The organism is Pseudomonas simiae (assembly GCF_900111895.1).
GTDB lineage: Bacteria > Pseudomonadota > Gammaproteobacteria > Pseudomonadales > Pseudomonadaceae > Aquipseudomonas > Aquipseudomonas simiae.
Genome location: NZ_FOKB01000016.1, coordinates 26,459 through 39,725, shown reverse-complemented (window position 1 = coordinate 39,725; position 13,267 = coordinate 26,459). Strand labels below are relative to the sequence as shown.

Here is a 13,267-nt window from a genome sequence, read left to right as displayed (position 1 = left end):
GTATAACGGGTTGTTCAGCCAGTTGCGGATGCAAGCGCAGGCCGCTCACCACAGAGCTCCCATGCCCTCAATGCATCTTGCTGTGGTCCATCCCATCCACGCCACGGGCCGGGGCCTTCACTTCAATCGCCTGCTTCTCACCCTTGGCGTTTTGCACGGTGAGGGTCAGCGGCACCTGGTCGCCTTCCTTGATCTGGCCGGTCAGGCCCATCAGCATCACGTGGTAGCCGTTGGGGTCGAGGGTCACGGCCTTGCCGGCGGGCAGGGCCACCGAGTCCACCGGGCCCATGCGCATCACGTCGTCCTTCATGCTCATCTCATGGATCTGCACGTCCTTGGCCACCGGCGAGGCCACGCTCAGCAGTTGGCTGTCGCTGTCGGCGGTGACGGTCATGAACGCGCCGCTGGACGGCTGGCCCGGCACAGTGGCGCGTACCCACGCGTCGGTTACTTGCACCTGGGCACTGGCGTGGGCGGCAAGGCCCAGCAGGGTCAGGCCGATAAGGGTACGTTTGAGGTGTTGAACGGCAGTCATTAGCAGACCTCCATGACGGTGAGCAGGTCTTCTGCGCACTCTTTAGCGGTAAGGGATGCCTGCAGGCCCAGGCGCAGGTTGCCACGGGTGTCGAACACGAAGCTGGTGGCGGTGTGGGACAGGGTGTAGGTGTCGCCGGCAGGGATCTTTTCATAAAAGATCCCGAATTCCTTGGCGGCCACGGCGATTTCTTCCGGGGTGCCGTACAGCGCTTCGAAGCTGGGGTCGAAGGCTTTGACGTACTTGTTGAGGATCTCGGGGGTGTCGCGTTCCGGGTCCAGGGTGATGAACACCACCTGCATGATTTCGCCGTCGCGACCCATCAGTTTCTTGGCCTGGGCGGCGCGCGCCAGGGTGGTCGGGCACACGGCCGGGCATTGGGTGAAACCGAAGAACACCACCGGCATCAGGCCACGGTACGAGCTCAAGGTGACGGTTTCGCCGTCGGTGTTCTTGAGCTTGAAGGTACGGCCCATGATCTTGTCGCTCAGGTCCTTGCCGTACTTGAAGTTCAGCTTCGGGCTGTAGTCACAGCCGCCCAGCAGGCTGCCCAGGCCCAGCAGGCCCATTCCGGTCAGCACTTTGCGGCGGGTGAATAAGGTACTCATCAACTGTGCATCCTGTGAAACGCCTGCATTGCTCTGGATCAATACGTCAGGCTTTGAGGGCGTCCAGTCTACCAACCCTGGGAAGTGCACGTAATCTGCGACGTTCTGCCACAGGGGCAGGCGGCACTTCATCCTTTGGCGGCTCTGGTGGTAGAGTCGCCGCCATGAAATTGAGCCACCCCGACCGTTCCCTGATTGCCTGGGCCCTGTACTTCTGCGTGCTGATGAACCTGTTCGTCTGCGGTTTGGGGCATGGTCAGATGATGGGCCAGACACTGAATGGCATCGGTGGGGCGTTTTGTTCGGTGGACGGCAAGCAGGCGCCACTTTCCGACAAAGGGTTGGGCAGCCCGTCTTCCAGCAACATCTCGAACTACTTTGCCTGCCCGGTCTGCAACGCCTTGACGGTTGCCCTGGTGTTCTTGGTCGGTCTGGCCTGGTTGCTGGGGCTGGGGCAAACTCCACGGCCCGCCCATGAACGTCGCAACAAGGCGCCGCCGCGTTATTCCTGGCCTTCGGCCAACCCCCGCGCTTCCCCTGCATTCTGACGTTTGCCTTGGGCTTCCTGAGACCAGGAGGCATTCCATCGTCATGACTGTGAGTGCGTTTCATGAACCACCTGTTGCCCGCAGGCGCCAGCCGCCTAGTCAGCAAGGCGTCCCGCCGCCTGCACGCGGTACCGACGCCGCCTGAATACCCGAGCAATTCCCGCAACTTCGTGCACCTGGATGCACGGTTATTGCCGTATTGGCACACCCTGTTCGATATCTGCCCGGCGCTGCTCAAGCTGGATCCGCCCGAAGGGTTGAACCTGTTCCGCAGCTTCATGACCTGGGCCTACCGCAACCGGCCGCCGCAGGACTGGACCTATCACCTGAATGTCTGCCGCTGGCTGCTGGGCTCGCCGTATCGGTCGCAGATCGACGACGAGCCGATCGAGGCATTCATGGCGGCGGCCGCCGCGTGTTGGGTCAATACGGACGAAAGCCAGGCCCAGGGCGTGGCGCTGGCCTGGCAGTCGTCGAGGGTGGTCGATTGGAAAGACGCCCGGAGTGCCGGGGTCGAACAGCAGGCGCTGCCGCCGCCACCGTGGGATTTCGCCTGGTGCCCGTTGAAGGCGCCGGGTGGGTTCAGTGGGTGGTTGGCGGTGCCTTGACATGCGGCTGAATACCTTGAAGTGACACGTGGATTGTTACGCAAACTGAAAAAGTGAATAGCGGTTTTGACGGCTTTTTCCCGTGGGACCAAGCCTATACCGTGCGCGCTCCCGTCGAATGTCACACGTTAGAGGCCTGCAACAAGAACAGGCTGAACGCCGACGGTGTCGCCTCAATCACTTCTCGGAGCCTTCATGAACCACAAGACTTGCCTGGCGCTCGCCGTCTCCCTCGGCGCTGCGCAGCAGGCGGCTGCGTCGGGTTTTATCGACGACAGCAAAGCCAGTCTCGACCTGCGCAACTTCTACTACAACCAGGACACCCGCAACGCCAAGGCCGCCTCGGACAAGGAGTGGGGCCAGGCCTTCATGTTCAATTACCAGTCCGGTTTCACCGAGGGCACGGTCGGCCTGGGCCTGGATCTGCAAGAGTGGTACGGCCTGCGCCTGGACGCCTCGGGCCGGGCCGGCAAGGCCGGTGCAGACAACACCCCCGGCAGCGTTTTCCCGCTGGACGACGGCAAGGCCGTCCATGATTTCAGCAAGACCGGCGTCACCGGCAAACTGCGTATCGCCCAGACGCAACTCAAAGCCGGCAACCTGATGCCCAAGCTGCCGGTGCTGACCACTGAGGACGGTCGCCTGTTGCCCCAGACCTTTCGGGGCTATCAGGTGGAGTCCAAGGACTTCAGGGACGTCAATCTGATCGCGGGCAAGATCGAGCAGGTGATGGACCGGAACTCCAGTAACGGCCAAGGCTTGTCGATTGCTGGGGCCAATGACCCGGTCAAGGGTAAGGCCAGCAACCAGTTCTACTACGGCGGTGTGGATTACGCCGTGAGCAAACGGCTGCAGGTGCAGTACTACTACGCCAGCCTGGAGAACTTTTACCAGCAGCATTTCCTCGGCTTGGTGCATAACTGGCAACTGCCGGTGGGCCAACTCAAGAGCGACCTGCGGTATTTCTACAGCACCGCCGACGGCAAGAATGGCAGCGTTGCCGGGCGCGGCGAAGGTTATGTCAGCTCGGGCTACTACGGGCCTGGCGTCAACGCCGGCAAAGTCGACAACCGCTTGTGGAGCGCCATGTTCACCTATGCCTTGAGCGGGCATTCGCTGAGCTTGGGCTACCAGAAAACCACCGGGCAAAGTGACTTCCCGCACATCAACCAGGGCCAGGGCCGCTCGCTCTACCTGATCACCAATTCCCAGTCGCTCAAGTTCGTGAATGCCGGTGAGCAAGCCACGGTTGGCAGCTATGCCTATGACTTTGCCGGCCTGGGCGTGCCGGGGTTGCGCTCCAGCGTGACGTATATCCACGGCAGCCACATCCGCACTGTCGGCCGCGACAACAGTGAGTGGGAGCGTGACCTGCGCCTGGATTACGTGATCCCCACCGGCACCTTGAAAGGCCTGGGCTTTACCTGGCGCAGCGCGGTGCTGCGCGGCAACGACACGGCGGACAAGGACGAGACGCGGCTGATTGTCAGCTACAGCATCCCGTTGATGTGATGGGTTGACCGGAATCAAGGTGTGCACGCTGGCAGGTCGTCACACTGGTGTTCCGGTACCCCCCGCGAGGCCATCATGCCTTACCTACTGTTTCTGCTGGCGCACCTCTTCGCTGCGTTGATTTTTATCGGCACAGTGTTTTTCGAAGTGCTGATCCTGGCACGCCTGCACCACCAATTGCCTGCGCGGGTGATGGTGCTGGTGGAGCAAGGCGTCGGTCAACGCGCCAGGGTGATGATGCCCTGGGTATTACTGGTGCTGTTCGGCGCGGGGCTGGGCATGGTCTGGCTGCGTTACTTGCCAGTGCTGACCGCGCCTTTCGCTTCGTCCTTCGGGACTTTGCTGACCGTTAAGTTGACCCTCGCCGCCAGTGTGCTGCTGCACTTTCTGCTGACAATGCTGCGTATGCGCCTGGGGCGTGTAGGGCCGCGCTATCTGCGGTTTGTGCACTTGAGTTTGTTTGCGCATATGGTTGCGATTGTGGTGTTGGCCAAGGGCATGTTTTACCTCACTTGGTAAAACCCTCGATAGATAGACCGATAATGAGTTGAGGAGCCGTGGCATGCACGTACTGGATCGGCGCAAGGCAATGTCGATTACCCCGTTGTTGCGCCTGGCCTTCCGGCCATTTTTTCTCGGCGCGTGCCTGTTGGCGGCGCTGGTGGTGCCGTTGTGGCTGTTGGCCCTGGGCGGGCTGACTGGCGAGTGGCAACCGGCCGGCGGCTGGCTGGCCTGGCATCGGCATGAGTTGCTGTTCGGCTTTGGCCTGGCGATCATCGCCGGTTTTTTGCTGACGGCGGTGCAGACCTGGACCGGGCGCGCCGGCCTCAGCGGGACGCCCTTGGCGGTGTTGGCGGCACTGTGGCTGGCGGCTCGCGTGGGCTGGTTGCTGAATGTTCCGATGCCGTTGCTGGCCGTGCTGGAGTTGAGCTTCCCATTGGCAGTTGCCGGGGTGATGGGGTGGACGCTGTGGAAGGTCCGGCAGACGCGCAATTACCCGATTGTGCTGGTGTTGGTGTTGCTGGCCTTGGCTGACGGGCTATCGCTGTCCGACCCAGCGTTGCAGCGCCAGTCGGTTCTGACCGGCTTATGGCTCGTCGCGGCGATGATGGGCCTGATCGGTGGCCGTGTGATTCCGTTTTTTACCCAGCGTGGCCTGGGCCGGGCCGAAGCCGTCAAGCCCTGGCCGTGGTTGGACCACCTGTTGCTGAGCGGGTCGATTCTGGTGGCGCTGCTGTATGCCAACGGATGGGCCTTGATGCCTAATCTCTGGGTTGGCGTGCTATTCGCCGCGTTGGGCCTGGGCCATCTGCTGCGCTGGCTGCGCTGGCAGGATCGCGGCCTGTGGCGAGTACCGCTGCTGTGGTCTCTGCACCTGGCCTATGCCTGGCTCGCGCTGGCGTGCCTGGGCATGGCGCTGTGGCATTTCGGTGCCGCCTTCAATCCAAGCCTGGCGGTGCACGCGCTGACCATTGGTGCGATGGCTGGGTTGATCCTGGCGATGATCACACGGGTCAGCCTGGGCCATACCGGTCGACCGTTGCAGCCGCCACCAGGCATGACGCTGGCTTTCGCGTTGCTGAACCTGGCGTGTGTATGCCGCGTGTGGTTGGTGCTGGTTTGGCCCTTGGTAGCCCTGTGGTTGGCAGGACTTTGCTGGTCCATTGGGTTGGGCCTGTACCTGTGGCGCTATGGACCGATGCTGTGGCAGGCGCGGGTCGATGGGCATCCGGGCTAGGAGAGGTCAATGTCTTCTGTGTTGTGGATGGTTCATCGGTTGACGGTCCTCGCCAAGTCGTTGTGGTGAACCGCGATGCGGCGTCATGCCGCGGCGGAGTGTTGACCGCGGTCAAGGGATAGCGGCGCGGCAGTTCCCACACTGTGGCGAACTTTCTGGAGGACCGCGCCATGCCCCTGTCCCTTGCGCAATTGCGCCGCAACTACACCCTTTACGGTCTTCGCGACGATTGTGCGCAGGCCGACCCGTTGGCATTGTTTGGCCAGTGGCTGGACCAGGCACGCAAGACCGAAGTGCCCCCAGCGGAAGCCAACAGCATGGCTCTGGCCACGGTGGACAGCCACGGGCATGCCCATTGCCGCATCCTGTTGCTCAAGGGGTTCAGCGTCGACGGGTTTTTCTTTTTCGGTAATTACCAGAGTGCCAAGGGCCAGGAGTTGGCGGACAACCCCCATGCTGCCATGACGTTTTTCTGGCCGGGCCTGGAGCGTCAGGTCCGTATCGAAGGCCCGGTGGTGAAGGCCGCTGCGCAACTGTCGGACGACTACTTCGAGGCGCGTCCGACCGCTAGCCAACTGGGCAGCTGGGCCTCACCCCAGAGTCAGCCGCTGGCCCATCGCAGCGAGTTGGAAGGACGCCTGCGTGAGGTCACCGAGCGCTTCGCCGGGCGCCAGCCGCCTCGGCCCGAACATTGGGGTGGTTTCTGCCTGCAACCCCGGCGCATCGAGTTCTGGCAGGGCCGTCCCAACCGTCTGCATGACCGCCTCGACTACCGCCTGTTGGACGGCGAGTGGCAGCGCACGCGCCTGGCTCCCTGACGGCATACCTCCTTCGAGGAATAGGCCCTGCGCTCATTGCGGCGCAGGCTGGATGCATCTTTTCAATACCTGGAGCCTGGACCATGGCCCATCTGACCCAACGCAGTTTTGTCTCCCTGCATATCGCGGTGCTGACCATCAGCGATACCCGCACCTACGACACCGACACCTCCGGGCAAACCCTGGTGGACCGCCTGAAAGACGCTGGACATAGGCTGATCGACCGTAGCATCGTGATGGATGACATCTACCAGATCCGCGCACGGGTCTCCCAGTGGATCGCTGACCCTCACGTACAAGTTGTACTGATGACCGGCGGCACTGGCTTTACCGCCCGTGACAACACCCCTCAGGCCGTGCTGCCGTTGCTGGACAAACAGGTGGACGGGTTTGGCGAGTTGTTCCGGCAGGTGTCTTTGGCGCAAATCGGCATGTCCACCTTGCAGTCCCGCGCCCTGGCAGGGGTCAGCAATGGCGTGCTGGTGTGCTGCATGCCCGGTTCGCCGGGCGCCTGTCGGACTGCCTGGGACCAGATCCTGGTCGGCCAACTGGACAGCCGCACCGGCCCGTGTAACTTCGCGCCGCATCTCAAGCCGCAACTCGATCAACCGCTTCAAGCCTGTGTGGTACGGTCATGAGCCTGTGCGACAGCGGCGACCTGCTGCCGGTGGAGGAGGCCATCGACCGGTTGCTGGCTCAGGCACCGCCGCCACCGCCCACTGAGGTGATTGCGTTGACCGAGGCCCTCGGGCGTGTCACTGCCGAAGAGGTGTTTTCACCGATCGACCTGCCCGGTTGGAGCAACAGCGCCATGGACGGCTATGCGCTGCGCGCGTTCGATGTGCCGGAGCAGGGCGGTCATTTGCAAGTGGTTGGACGGATCGCCGCGGGGCATAGCAGTGACGTGCCGTTGCAGCCGGGGCAAACCGTGCGGATCTTTACCGGTGCGCCGCTGCCCCCAGGTGCCGACAGCGTGGTGCCCCAGGAGCGCTGCCGCGTTTACGGTCAGCGCATCTGGTGTCCGCCGGTGCGCCTGGGCGAACACGTACGCAGGCGCGGCGAAGAGTTGCAACGCGGGCAGCGTGTGATGAGTGCCGGTAAACGCCTGCGTGCCCAGGAAATCGGCTTGCTGGCGGCCGCGGGCATACCGCGGGTCAAGGTCTTCCGGCCACTGCGCGTGTGCCTGCTCAGCAGCGGTGATGAACTGCGCGAGCCGGGTGAGTCCCTGGCGCCAGGGCAGATCTACAACAGCAATCGCTATCTGGTCGCGGCGCTGCTGCGCGGCTGGGGCGTCACGGTTCACGATTACGGTGTGATGGCAGACGCTCTCGCGGCCAGTCGTGATGCGCTGCTGCTGGCCTCTTCCGAATGCGATTTGCTGCTGACGACTGGCGGTGTGTCGGTGGGCGAAGAGGACCACCTCAAGCAAGCGATCCAAGCGCTGGGCAAGATCGAGTTCTGGCGCTTGGCAATCCAGCCCGGCAAGCCGCTGGCGTTCGGTCAGGTGGCGGGTAAACCCTGGATTGGCCTGCCGGGTAACCCGACGGCTGCGCTGGTGACCACGCTGATCGTAGTGCGCCCATTCCTTTTGCGTGCTCAAGGCGCGGAGCGAGTGTTGCCAGTGCCCATCAGCGTGCCCGCCGCGTTTGAATGGGTGAAACCCAACAAGCGCCGCCAATACCTGCGCGCACGGCTGAGCCCCGGCAGCGACGGGCAATTGCGCGCCGTCCTGCACCCCCAGCAAAGCTCGGCGATGCTCGTCGCCGCCTGCTGGGCCGATGGTCTAGTGATCATCGAGCGCGAGCAGCAAGTATCCAAGGGAGCGGCAGTGTCTTTCCTGCCCTTCACCGGTTTTGAATAAGGAGCGGTCATGCAACTGGTTTGTCCGGCGGGTAACCTGCCTGCGCTGAAAGCCGCCGTGCGCCAAGGCGCCGATGCGGTGTACGTAGGGTTTCGCGATGACACCAATGCTCGGCACTTTGCGGGGCTGAACATGGACGACAAGCAGTTCGATGCCGCTGTCGCCCATATCCGCCAGCACCAGCGCAAGCTCTATGTGGCGGTCAACACCTACCCGCAACCGAAGATCTGGCCGCGCTGGCAACGCGCAGTGGACCGTGCCGCCGATCATGGCGTCGACGCCTTGATCGCGGGCGACCCTGGCGTACTGGGCTATGCCGCGCGACGCCATCCGCACATGGCGTTGCACCTCTCGGTGCAAGGCTCGGCCACCCATGCGGCAGCATTGAAGTTCTACGTCGAACACTACGGCATCCGCCGTGCCGTGCTGCCACGGGTGCTGTCCCTGGCCCAGGTCAAACAGGTGGCGGCCAGCGGCACCGTGCCCATTGAGGTGTTCGGTTTTGGCAGCCTGTGCATCATGGCTGAGGGGCGTTGCCATTTGTCGTCGTATATCACCGGCGAGTCGCCCAACCTCTGTGGCGTGTGCTCGCCGGCCAAGGCCGTGCGCTGGAGCGACGACGCCGACGGCCTCAGCGCACGGCTCAGCGACGTGCTGATCGACCGCTATACCCCGGACGAACCTGCTGGCTACCCGACCTTGTGCAAGGGCCGTTTCCTGGTGGGCGGCAAGCGTTTCCACGCGCTGGAAGAACCCACCAGCCTCGACACCCTCGACCTGCTGCCCGAACTCAGCGCCATCGGCGTGGAAGCGGTAAAGATCGAAGGCCGGCAGCGCAGCCCGGCCTATGTGGAGCAAGTCACCCGTGTGTGGCGTGCGGCCCTCGACGCCCACCGCGCCAACCCCGCGAGCTTTGTGGTCAAGGCCCCATGGCGCCAGGTGCTCGCCGGGCTTTCCGAAGGCAGCCAGACCACCTTGGGTGCTTACCATCGTGCGTGGCAGTGAGGAGACACAGATGAAACTCAGCCTGGGACCGGTGCTGTTTTATTGGGACAAAGATCACCTGGGGCGCTTCTATGCCGACATGGCCGGCTTGCCCCTGGATGTGATTTACCTGGGGGAAACGGTGTGTTCCAAACGCCGCGCGTTCAACCTGGATCAATGGCTGGGCCTGGGCCGCGAATTGCAAGCGTGCAGCTCGGCGCAGATCGTATTGTCGAGCCTCACCTTGATCGAAGCCGCCTCCGAACTGTCCAGCCTGCGACGGCTGTGTGACAACGGCGATTTTTTGGTGGAGGCAAACGACATGGGCGCCGTGCAGTTACTGATCGAGCGCAAATTGCCCTTTGTCGGTGGCCCGGCACTCAATCTCTACAACGGCCACGCGTTGGTGCAGTTGCTCGATGCGGGAATGCAGCGTTGGGTGCCGCCAGTGGAGTGCTCCCACGATCTGATCGCCGATGTGCTGGAGCAAGTGCGTGAACTGGGGAGGCCATTGCCCGAAGTGGAGATCTTCGCCTACGGGCATCTGCCCCTGGCGTACTCGGCGCGTTGTTTCACTGCGCGGGCGGAGAACCGGCCGAAGGATGATTGCCAGTTCTGCTGTATCAACTATCTGGATGGCATGGCGTTGACCAGTCAGGAAGGGCAGGCGTTGTTTACCTTGAATGGGATTCAGACGATGTCTGCCGATGTGACCAACTTGCTGGCTGACTATCCCGGTTTGGTTTCGTGTGGTGCCGATTTACTGCGCCTGAGCCCGCGGGCTGAAGGGATGGCTGATGTGGTGCGTGCCTTTGATCAAGTGCGCCAGGGAGCCCTGCCGCCGTTGTTTGTGGACGGGTGCAATGGTTATTGGCATGGGCAGGCAGGAATGTTGCGGGTTGAGGAGGTGGTGGGGTGTTGAGTCGCAAGCAGTGGGTGCTCAAGGGCGTGGATCGGGTGTTGCCGTTGATTCGGCGGGTGCCGTTTGCCGCGCAGCGGTTGGTGTTGGAGCAGGGGCTTAATCGGTGTTTGGCGGAGCCTTTGCGCGATGGAGGTTTCGATCTGCTGCGTGGGCGTTGGATGTGCCTGCGTGTTGCGGATTTGGGGGTGTGTTGGTATCTGACGTTGGGACGGGAGGGGTTGCGGGTGGCTTCGAAGGCTGCTGCCGAGGTGACGATCAGTGGGAATTGGCGGGAGTTTTTGTTGTTGGCCAGTCGGCAGGAGGACCCGGATACGTTGTTTTTTCGGCGGCGATTGGTGATTGAAGGGGATACGGAATTGGGGTTGGGGTTGAAGAATCTGATTGATAGTCTGGATTCGGATGTGTTGCCGGGGTGGTTGTGGTGGGGGTTGGAGAGGGCTGGGTTGGCTGTTTGACTGTGGGCATATCCGTTGCTGCGGAACCCATACCCGCGATCACCCCAATAACGGATATGCCCACAAGCCCCTGTCACCCCGCCTGCCTCAGATGCTCCATCGCCCAAACCGCCGCCTCCACCCGCGACCTCAACCCCAGCTTATGCAGCACATTCTTCACATGCACCTTCACCGTCCCCTCGGTAATCCCCAGCTTATGCCCGATCACCTTATTGCTGTACCCCCCGGCAATGGTCCTCAACACCTGCCGCTCCCGCTCAGTCAGCTCCACCGCCGCATGCGGCTGCGGCGAACGCAATGCCTGGGCCAGTACGCGGGTCAAGCCAGGGCTGATCACCAAGGCTCCCTGCAAGGCATCACGGATGAACTCCACCACCAACTCCGGTTCCATGTCCTTGAGCAGATAACCATTGGCATCCAGTCGTAGCGCATCACGAATATCGTCCTCCGCGTCGGACACGGTAAACAGCAGCACCTTCCCCGCATAGTTCATGGCCCGCAGGCGACGCAGTGTCTCCAGGCCGTTCATGTGCGGCATGTTGTTGTCCAGTAACACCAGGTCCGGTTGCAACGTAGCGATCTGATCAAGGGCCTCCTGGCCGTTACCGGCCTCACCAACCACGTGCAAATCGTCCTCCAGTTCAAGCATCTGACGCATGCCGTGACGCATCATCGGGTGGTCGTCGACCAACAGGATTCGGTGGCGAATAGCGGTGTTCATGAGGCGGTGCCTTGTAGAGAGTGGCCAAGAAATTCCGGCTGGAAACGCAATTGCACCCGCGTGCCCTGGGGCTCACGCTGGCTGATGTCGAGATGGCCGTGCAGGCTGCGTGCGCGCTCGTCCATGATGGTCAGGCCGTGGTGTTCGCGTTGGTCGACGTCGCCGCCGAAGCCACGCCCATCGTCTTCGATGCAAAGGCTCACGGTCTCACCAACCTGGCGCAGTTGCAGCCAGGCATTTTGCGCATGAGCGTGGCGCAGGCAATTGGACAGGGCTTCGCGGGTGATCTGCAGCACGTGGATCTGTTCACTGGCCGACAGCTGGAATGCCAAGGCGTCCACGTGCAGGTGTACCTGGAACTCGCCACGGCGGGAGAACTCTTCGGCGGTCTCCCGCAGCTCCTGCACCAACCCGGCGTCATGGATCTGCAAGCGGAAGGTGGTGAGCAGTTCGCGCAGTTGGCGGTAGGCGTTATTGAGGCCGTCACGCAATTCACTGGTGACGCAGGCCAGGGTTTCCACGGGCTCGCCACGGCGGATCAGGGTCTGCATGCGGCTCACTTGTAGCTTCATGTAGGACAGTGCCTGGGCCAGGGAGTCGTGCAGTTCGCGGGCGATGATGGTGCGCTCCTCCAGCAGTAACAGGCGGTGGTCCTGTTCCCGCTGGCGCTTGAGAGACAGCGAGGTGCCGATCAGGTTGGCCAGGGCCTGGATCAGTTGTTTTTCCCAATCCTGCGGGGGGTGGCCGTCGAGGAAGTGCGCCTTGAGTTCGCCCAGTTCTGCGCCCTGGTTGCTGATGCTGAATACCTCTGGCGGCGCCGCGTGGTGGCGTTCGCACGTCGCGCAGTCGCCGATCGCGCAGACGTTGCGGCTGTGCTCGCCATGCAGCGCCAGCATCTGCTGCGCCGGTGCGAGGAAGTGACCTTGCAGGCACAGCGACAGGCGCAAGCCCGGCAGGCGTTTCTGGAAGCGCCGGATCAGTTCATCCAGGCCTTCGGCATTGGCCAGGCGCGTGGCCAGGCTGCGGCTGCTCTGGTAAAGCAATTCCAGGGCGGCATTGGCTTGTTGCAGGTTGAGAGTTTTGAGCTGCACCTGGGCTTCCAGAGTGCGGTGGGAGGCCTCGATGGTCTCGGCCATGGCGTTGAAGCTCAGGGCCAGTTGGCCCAGTTCGTCCTCGGAACGGTGGTTGACGCGGGTCTGGTAGTTGCCATCGCGAAAGCGCCGAGTGGCGTGCACCAGTTCCTGCAAGGGCGTGACCACGCCGTACTGCAACTCGTAGAGGCCGATCAGCAGGATGATCAAGGTGCTGAACAACGCCAGTCCCTGGATCGCTTGCTGCCAGCTTTGCTTGTGCTCGCTCTGTTGCTGCAACAGGCTGACGAACTGGTTCAGTTGCTCGACGAACGCCGGCGCGCTGGCCTGGAACAGCACCGCATCGCCGCGCATCACCGCCGGGCGCAGCTCGTCGTTCCAGCGCCGCTGGATCTGCTGGTAGCTCTGTAGCAGGGCGCTGTGGGGGCCGTCTTCGAGCACCGCCTTGAGCGACTGGCTGTCGAGGCGCCGTTGCAGGCTCTGGCTGACCTCGGCGACCTCATCCGGGCGTGCACCGGCCGCCAGTTTCCAGCTGAGGTGATAGGTCTCCATGCGCACCGAGCCCGCGGTGTTGATCGCGGCGGCGTCGCCCTGGCTGAACCAGGCGATCAGCCCGGCGCTGAGGGAACTGGCCAGGGCCAGGATCGCAATCAGGATCACCGCCAGACCGGCGCGGGCGGGCAGGGAGCTGCGCAGCCAGTCAAACATGACGGCACAGTTGAAGGGGGCAGCAGAGCAGCATGGTCGCACCTGGAGCGGGAAAGGGGGGGAGATGGCCTTCCCTGGCGCACTACCTCTAAAGAATTGCCGGCGAACCCTCCCACGGACAAAAGCCGGCACAAGAGAACAATCCATTGATAAATAAA

The 13,267-nt window shown here is 62.7% G+C and carries 15 protein-coding genes; 11 read left to right on the top strand and 4 right to left on the bottom strand.

The genetic code is table 11. The annotated features are described in order from the left end of the window. Positions 1 to 67: 67 nt before the first annotated feature. A complete protein-coding gene (locus BMZ57_RS28570) occupies positions 68 to 535 on the bottom strand; it encodes a copper chaperone PCu(A)C (RefSeq protein WP_010209803.1) in 468 nt (155 codons plus the stop codon). After that, positions 535 to 1,143 (bottom strand): SCO family protein, encoded by a 609-nt coding sequence (locus BMZ57_RS28565; RefSeq protein WP_010209804.1) that lies wholly within the window; start codon positions 1,141 to 1,143, stop codon positions 535 to 537. Before BMZ57_RS28565 ends, BMZ57_RS28570 begins: the two co-directional genes overlap by 1 nt. A gap of 164 nt (positions 1,144 to 1,307) precedes the next feature. Between BMZ57_RS28565 and BMZ57_RS28560 the strand changes: the two genes are divergently transcribed. The 11 genes from BMZ57_RS28560 to ubiT all read left to right on the top strand — a co-directional run bounded on the left by BMZ57_RS28560 (position 1,308) and on the right by ubiT (position 10,589). Then, positions 1,308 to 1,691 (top strand): DUF2946 domain-containing protein, encoded by a 384-nt coding sequence (locus BMZ57_RS28560; protein WP_021492300.1) that lies wholly within the window; start codon positions 1,308 to 1,310, stop codon positions 1,689 to 1,691. 62 nt (positions 1,692 to 1,753) lie between these two features. Continuing rightward, positions 1,754 to 2,299, top strand: a complete 546-nt coding sequence (locus BMZ57_RS28555; RefSeq protein ID WP_010209806.1) for a putative natural product biosynthesis protein — start codon at positions 1,754 to 1,756, stop codon at positions 2,297 to 2,299. Positions 2,300 to 2,494: 195 nt separating this feature from the next. Further along, a complete protein-coding gene (locus tag BMZ57_RS28550; protein ID WP_010209807.1) occupies positions 2,495 to 3,811 on the top strand; it encodes an OprD family porin in 1,317 nt (438 codons plus the stop codon). Positions 3,812 to 3,886: 75 nt separating this feature from the next. Further along, positions 3,887 to 4,330, top strand: a complete 444-nt coding sequence (locus tag BMZ57_RS28545) for a membrane protein (protein ID WP_010209808.1) — start codon at positions 3,887 to 3,889, stop codon at positions 4,328 to 4,330. Between the two features lie 43 nt (positions 4,331 to 4,373). Further along, positions 4,374 to 5,549: an NnrS family protein gene (locus BMZ57_RS28540; RefSeq protein WP_069673426.1), complete on the top strand. Its 1,176-nt coding sequence runs from the start codon at positions 4,374 to 4,376 to the stop codon at positions 5,547 to 5,549. A gap of 170 nt (positions 5,550 to 5,719) precedes the next feature. Then, positions 5,720 to 6,367 (top strand): pyridoxamine 5'-phosphate oxidase, encoded by a 648-nt coding sequence (pdxH, locus tag BMZ57_RS28535; RefSeq protein WP_010209810.1) that lies wholly within the window; start codon positions 5,720 to 5,722, stop codon positions 6,365 to 6,367. Between the two features lie 83 nt (positions 6,368 to 6,450). Further along, positions 6,451 to 7,005 (top strand): molybdenum cofactor biosynthesis protein B, encoded by a 555-nt coding sequence (gene moaB / locus BMZ57_RS28530; protein ID WP_021492296.1) that lies wholly within the window; start codon positions 6,451 to 6,453, stop codon positions 7,003 to 7,005. Further along, positions 7,002 to 8,228 carry a molybdopterin molybdotransferase MoeA gene (locus BMZ57_RS28525; protein WP_021492295.1) on the top strand — a complete coding sequence of 409 codons (1,227 nt, stop codon included), beginning with the start codon at positions 7,002 to 7,004 and terminating at the stop codon, positions 8,226 to 8,228. Before moaB ends, BMZ57_RS28525 begins: the two co-directional genes overlap by 4 nt. Before the next feature lie 9 nt (positions 8,229 to 8,237). Then, on the top strand, positions 8,238 to 9,233 hold the full coding sequence (gene ubiU, locus BMZ57_RS28520; protein WP_021492294.1) for a ubiquinone anaerobic biosynthesis protein UbiU: 996 nt from the start codon (positions 8,238 to 8,240) through the stop codon (positions 9,231 to 9,233). A gap of 10 nt (positions 9,234 to 9,243) precedes the next feature. Beyond that, on the top strand, positions 9,244 to 10,134 hold the full coding sequence (locus tag BMZ57_RS28515; protein ID WP_010209815.1) for a U32 family peptidase: 891 nt from the start codon (positions 9,244 to 9,246) through the stop codon (positions 10,132 to 10,134). After that, the gene (gene ubiT, locus BMZ57_RS28510; RefSeq protein ID WP_010209816.1) at positions 10,128 to 10,589 is read left to right on the top strand and encodes a ubiquinone anaerobic biosynthesis accessory factor UbiT; all 462 of its coding nucleotides are present in this window, start codon (positions 10,128 to 10,130) and stop codon (positions 10,587 to 10,589) included. The genes BMZ57_RS28515 and ubiT overlap by 7 nt, the downstream gene beginning before the upstream one ends. 73 nt (positions 10,590 to 10,662) lie before the next feature. Here ubiT and narL read toward each other — a convergent pair whose 3' ends face one another. Together narL and BMZ57_RS28500 are read right to left on the bottom strand one after the other, a co-directional pair. Beyond that, positions 10,663 to 11,310: a two-component system response regulator NarL gene (gene narL, locus BMZ57_RS28505; RefSeq protein ID WP_010209820.1), complete on the bottom strand. Its 648-nt coding sequence runs from the start codon at positions 11,308 to 11,310 to the stop codon at positions 10,663 to 10,665. Further along, positions 11,307 to 13,109 (bottom strand): HAMP domain-containing protein, encoded by a 1,803-nt coding sequence (locus BMZ57_RS28500; protein ID WP_069673427.1) that lies wholly within the window; start codon positions 13,107 to 13,109, stop codon positions 11,307 to 11,309. Before BMZ57_RS28500 ends, narL begins: the two co-directional genes overlap by 4 nt. Positions 13,110 to 13,267: the final 158 nt, after the last annotated feature.